The organism is Leisingera sp. F5, from assembly GCF_001593695.1.
On sequence record NZ_LUKH01000135.1, the window covers coordinates 1 to 5,089 of the forward strand.

Sequence of the window (5,089 nt, forward strand, 5' to 3'; positions counted from 1 at the left end):
CAGCAGGATCAGGAAACGCAAGAGCACAGCGGGGGTTTTGAGGGTCATCTGCATAAAGCAAATTTAGGCAAAAACCTTTGGCTGGCAACGGCAGATCGGCTTTTTTTGGCAAAGCCGCATTTCCCACTTGCGCGCACCTGGAATCAACCTTAAACGCTGCCCCACCAGACCCCCGCGGAGAGGTGCCGGAGTGGTCGAACGGGGCGGTCTCGAAAACCGTTGTGGGTGCAAGCCCACCCAGGGTTCGAATCCCTGTCTCTCCGCCACTATCCCCTTCGACAACGAGAACTCCGGGCTGCCACCGCTAAGCGCCCTGTGATTTTGTTTGAGGCACTCTAACTTTGTAATCAGCTGAACAACAGATGGGTCTGTTTCCGAGCAGACCAAAATAGATTTTGGCATTTTCAAGAAAATTATCTTGGGTCTGCTTGCCCAATTGGAAATCCCCAACAGACCGACCGCTGCCACCCGAGCGTCATAGGGTGAATGACCAGTTTCAGGCGATCAGACGCAAACCCTTTTCCCCTTCATTCGGGAGAACTTACATTGCTGACGGAATTGTCTGCTCATTCAATCGTTTTAATTTCTTTGAAGCGATAAGCTAGGAAGTCGACCAAAGCTCGAATCCGGCGTGGCAAGAATGCGGTCTCCGGACGTAGAACAAATATCCCGCCTCCAGCACCTGTCTCTGCATGCTCCGTCAACACCGGCACCAGACGTCCTGTGTGCAGGTCGTCAATGATGAGAAACTCCGGCAGCCATGCCACGCCACGACCCGCTCGGCATGCAGCAAGGAGCGCTTCGAGACTGTTGCACAACAACCCGGAACCAAGCCGCACTATGCCACTCTGCGTTCGGCTGACCCCCCAATCCGAAAGTTGCTTTTCTTGCCCCAAGCGCAGACATCTGTGCGTGGTGAGCTCCTCGGGTTGTTGAGGGATACCATGCTGCTTGAGATAGGCAGGCGCGGCACACAGCACACGCCGATTGCTCTTTAGTTTACGTGAGACAAGGGATGAGTCCGGCAAGGCACCACTTCGGACCGCGAGGTCAAAGCCTTCTCCGACCAAGTCGATGATCTTGTCCGTAAGTAATAATTCGATTTCGACGTCCGGGTGACATTCCATGAATTCGATCACCAGAGGGACGACATGTAACCGCCCGAGTGCCGCCGAGCTTGTCAGGCGGATTGTGCCTCGCAGGCTGTCGGCATCATCGGCAATATCCTCTTCCAGGGCCGTCAGGCGGGCAAGAAGATCCCGTGCTTCCTCCACATATCGCTGCCCGGCTTTTGTCAGTGTCATGCGCCGGGTCGAGCGGACAAGAAGCGGCACCCCCAACCTCTGTTCCAGCTGATGCGCCCGCTTGCCCACAGCTGATGGAGTGTATCCCAATACTCTGGCAGCAGCTGAGAAACTGCCGTGATCAACGACGGCCAGAAGGATCTCCAACTCTGTCTTTTGCACGATCTATTCCCATTACTATCAAATGTTGATCCCTATAACCACATTTTCACGGGAGTATATCCATTGTATCTCAAATGGAGGCTGAAAACCAAGGAGAACCGCCTTGCATAGCGCTTCGAAAAACTGCCTCTTCATGCCGCTCACCCTGCCGAACGGGCGGGTATTGAAGAACCGGACCATCAAATCGGCTATGTCGGATTCGTTGGCGGATGGCCGGGGCAACCCGACCCTCGCGCAGATGCGACTCTATGAACGTTGGGCCGAGGGTGGATTGGCGGCGTCGATCATCGGCGAGGTGCAAGGTGATCCACGTTACCCTGAGAAGCCGGGCAATCTCGTGCTCGACGAGGGGGCCGACACGGGGGCGTTCAGCGACCTTGCCCGGCGGGGGTCAGCAAACGGAGCGCAACTATGGTTGCAGCTTGGCCATGCCGGTGCTTTGGCTCATTTGCCGATCAGCGATCCCAAGGGTCCGAGCGCAATTGTCTTGCCCGACTTCCAAAGCAAGGAAATGTCACTTACTGAGATTGGCGCTGTTCCTGAAGGATTTGCCAATACAGCCCGGCGCGCAGCGGAGTTGGGTTTTGGAGGCGTCCAAATCCATGCCGCCCATGGTTTTCTTTTGAGCCAGTTTCTCTCCCCCCTCTTTAACCGCCGGACGGATGCTTATGGCGGTCCGATCCATGCGCGGATGCGATTGCTGGTCGAAACAGTCGAGGCGGTGCGCGCCGCGGTGCCCGCTGACTTTGTGGTTGCAGTTAAGCTGAATGCCACCGACCAACTTGATGGCGGGCTTACCGAAGAAGATGCGCTCAGAGTGGTTGCTGGGCTTGACCGCAAAGGCATTGATTTGTTGGACATCAGCGGCGGAACCTATTTCCCCGGCGCTCCATCAAGCTCGGAACGTGCAACCAAAGGCCCGTACTTTCTCGACTTCGCTCGTGCTGCGCGTGGATTGATCTCGACTCCGCTCATGGTCACCGGTGGGTTCAAACACCATGAAGAGGCTGAGGCAGCGATCATCGCGGGAGATGTGGATGCGGTTGGGCTTGCGCGAGGCTTTGTCCTTGATCCGGCACTGCCTTCAACATGGCAAGCGGGTATGGGTGATCCTGCCTTTCCACGCTTCACCACCCTACCGCCGGGGGGGATGACGGCATGGTTTACCATGCGAATGGCGGATCTTGGGGAGGATCGGGAAGATCTCGTGGACCGGGAAATCAGCGATGCCATCGCTGAATATGAAACACGCGACGATCAGCGTATAGAACTTTGGAAGGTGAGGTTCTTCGCTCCGTAAAGCATCCCCATCTTGATTCACCGGTTTCTCCCAACGCTGGTCATTAGTTCAATGTGCTGCGAACGGCTTCTTTCCGCTCCCTTTTGGAGCGACACCTCCCTTCTGAACGAAAGCTCAAAAGCGCACTCAACTCAAATCGCTATGACACTTTTCTATGACACCCCTACCCTCCAACCGTGCCGATTTGGCCCGCATTGAAGTGCCAGAAATCCCTATTTTATTGGTGACGGGGCTCCAAATACGGCCGTGGAAACGGTCTCGAAAACCGTTGTGGGTGCAAGCCCACCCAGGGTTCGAATCCCTGTCTCTCCGCCATTAATCTTCTTTTGGTAAGAAACCCCCTCTAACATCTTGAGTGGCAAGGTGGTTTTTGGTGTTCGAAGTTCTTTATTTCGTGCAAAGCCAATTTTCTCTGCAAAGGCCAGTCGCAGGACAGTTCTTTGGGCAATCAGGTTTCCACTTTTCCATAGTTTCCAAGGGTCTGACAGGAATTGCTGTGCGTGTTCGAACATTTGCTCGAAGGTATGCATTGGCTTTCCTTTGTTTTGCAGTTTTTCGTCTAAGATCAACTTCTCACGCTCCAATTTTTCGATACGCTTTTCACAGGCCGTGATCAGGGTTGGGCTGTCCGCGTCCACGACACGATCCAAAAGGCCTTCGATTTGCTTATCCAATTGGTTGCGCTCCGTGCTGATCAGGCGTTTGACAGCCTCCATTTGTCCCGCACGTTGTCCCCAAGCGTCTTTGAACATCTTTGACGCCATGGCAAACATGCCCTCGGAGGGTGTGAGGCTTTGCATCAATGTATCAAACTCACCTTCCAGCACATCGTGGCGGATGGATTTACGATAGCTGGGACAGCCTTTGGCGTGGCAGAGGCAATACGGATGTTTCTTGCCCGACTTGCTGGTGGACCAGCAGGCCGTCAGAGGTGTGTTGCAGTCATCGCAGCACACGAATCCCCGCAGAGGGAAGTCCGCGTTGATATCCTTGCGAGCGGGAGCTCTGCCTCCGTCCTTGATCCGTTGCTGGATCAATTCATGGGTCTCAAGTGAGATCAGACCTTCATGATGGCCTTTGCGCAGTGACACATCCCACTCGGGGATTTCGATGTAACCCGCAAAATGCGTGCGAGTCATCAGGCGGATGATCCGCTCAAAACGAATTGTGCCATCGGCAAAATCTTTCGGGAATGCAGGTTTTGATTCCAGAAACCGTTTCACTTCGGCCTGTGTTTCACTTCGGCCTGTGTTTCAAAATGGCCGGAGGCAAACCCTTGCAAGGCCTCTTGGATGATGGAAGCCAAAGGTTCATCCCGCACCAGCATGTTGCCATGCCCTGCAACGCGCTCATACTTGTAACCAATCGACGCACGGAACACCCAGCAACCATTAAGCGCACGCCCCCGCATACGATTTTTAGTTTGTTCGCCGTTTTTTCTGGCCTTGGTGCTGGGACACAGACGCCAGCAGGTTCTCAACCAGAATGCTGTCACTGTCCTCGCCAAATTCTATTGACGAACTTTCCAGCTTGCCGCCCGCTTCGGCCAGCAGCGTCCGCAGTTGTCAATGTCCAACCACATCCCGCGCGAAACGGCTGATGTCATCGATGATGACAACACAGGTTTCCTTTTGCACTTTCAGGTACGCCAGAAGGGCAATCATGGCAGGACGGTCAGCATCGCCACCTGATTTATTATCGTTAAAGACCTCAATCACCTCATAGCCCTTATACCGCGCGTATTCGCGACAACGGCTTTCTTGCGACGCCAGACCGTCACCCTTGGTCGGGCTATTTGGAAGCGGTGGTCGGGCTATCACGTCCGAAGTCGGGTCGAGGCGAAGATGCGCGGTCTCAAATCCTTTGGCGAGAGGGCCGCATCGCGAGACCCCGACCGCCAAACCGCCGAAATCCACATCCGCATTGCACTCATGAACCGCTTCAACGCGCTCGGCCAAGCCGGGATCGAACGCGTCGCCTGACACCAAGGGGAAAAGGGGCAGTCACGTTTCAGGCTGGAGCTACGCAACAACGCCCATCCTGACCCTAACTCGCATTTTCCAAATGTGCCGGTTTGGCCTTGAGCCCTTTTACGAGCGTCGATTGCGAAAACGCCGAATATTCCGTCACCGCTGTACGTCCATGCCCGGCGCCGATGACAGCGAGGTACCGGTTCAAAGGCTTTCTTTAATTTCCAATAGCGTTAACGCAGACCGGCGGTGGCCTTCTGCATGGCGGTGATCAGGGCATCCCGTTTGGTTGAAAGCTCGGCCGGGGTTTGACCCTGTGCTTCGTCCTGCACGCCCATGATCAGGGTTTGCGC

Annotated in this window: 5 protein-coding genes, 1 tRNA gene and 1 pseudogene; 3 read left to right on the forward strand and 4 right to left on the reverse strand. The window is 55.0% G+C overall.

All coding sequences use genetic code 11. The features are described from left to right. The first annotated feature begins 176 nt into the window (after positions 1 to 176). A tRNA-Ser gene (locus A2I95_RS25690) sits at positions 177 to 266 on the forward strand. A 300-nt stretch (positions 267 to 566) separates the two neighbouring features. Here A2I95_RS25690 and A2I95_RS25695 read toward each other — a convergent pair. Further along, positions 567 to 1,466, reverse strand: a complete 900-nt coding sequence (locus A2I95_RS25695; RefSeq protein WP_291734480.1) for a LysR family transcriptional regulator — start codon at positions 1,464 to 1,466, stop codon at positions 567 to 569. A 103-nt stretch (positions 1,467 to 1,569) separates the two neighbouring features. Here A2I95_RS25695 and A2I95_RS25700 point away from each other — a divergent pair, with 103 nt between their 5' ends. Further along, positions 1,570 to 2,766 carry an NADH:flavin oxidoreductase/NADH oxidase family protein gene (locus A2I95_RS25700; protein WP_291734482.1) on the forward strand — a complete coding sequence of 399 codons (1,197 nt, stop codon included), beginning with the start codon at positions 1,570 to 1,572 and terminating at the stop codon, positions 2,764 to 2,766. 212 nt (positions 2,767 to 2,978) lie between these two features. Here A2I95_RS25700 and A2I95_RS25705 read toward each other — a convergent pair whose 3' ends face one another. The 3 genes from A2I95_RS25705 to A2I95_RS25715 form a co-directional block, all read right to left on the reverse strand. Beyond that, positions 2,979 to 3,989: a hypothetical protein gene (locus tag A2I95_RS25705; RefSeq protein WP_291734484.1), complete on the reverse strand. Its 1,011-nt coding sequence runs from the start codon at positions 3,987 to 3,989 to the stop codon at positions 2,979 to 2,981. Further along, positions 3,986 to 4,261 carry a hypothetical protein gene (locus A2I95_RS25710; protein WP_291734486.1) on the reverse strand — a complete coding sequence of 92 codons (276 nt, stop codon included), beginning with the start codon at positions 4,259 to 4,261 and terminating at the stop codon, positions 3,986 to 3,988. The genes A2I95_RS25705 and A2I95_RS25710 overlap by 4 nt, the downstream gene beginning before the upstream one ends. Before the next feature lie 70 nt (positions 4,262 to 4,331). Then, complete coding sequence (locus A2I95_RS25715; RefSeq protein WP_291734488.1) at positions 4,332 to 4,586, reverse strand: recombinase family protein; 255 nt, start codon at positions 4,584 to 4,586, stop codon at positions 4,332 to 4,334. Between A2I95_RS25715 and A2I95_RS25720 the strand changes: the two are divergent. Next, a pseudogene (locus A2I95_RS25720) lies at positions 4,551 to 4,748 on the forward strand (IS5/IS1182 family transposase); the annotation flags it as partial. The gene A2I95_RS25715 and the pseudogene A2I95_RS25720 overlap by 36 nt on opposite strands. Between the last annotated feature and the right edge of the window lie 341 nt (positions 4,749 to 5,089).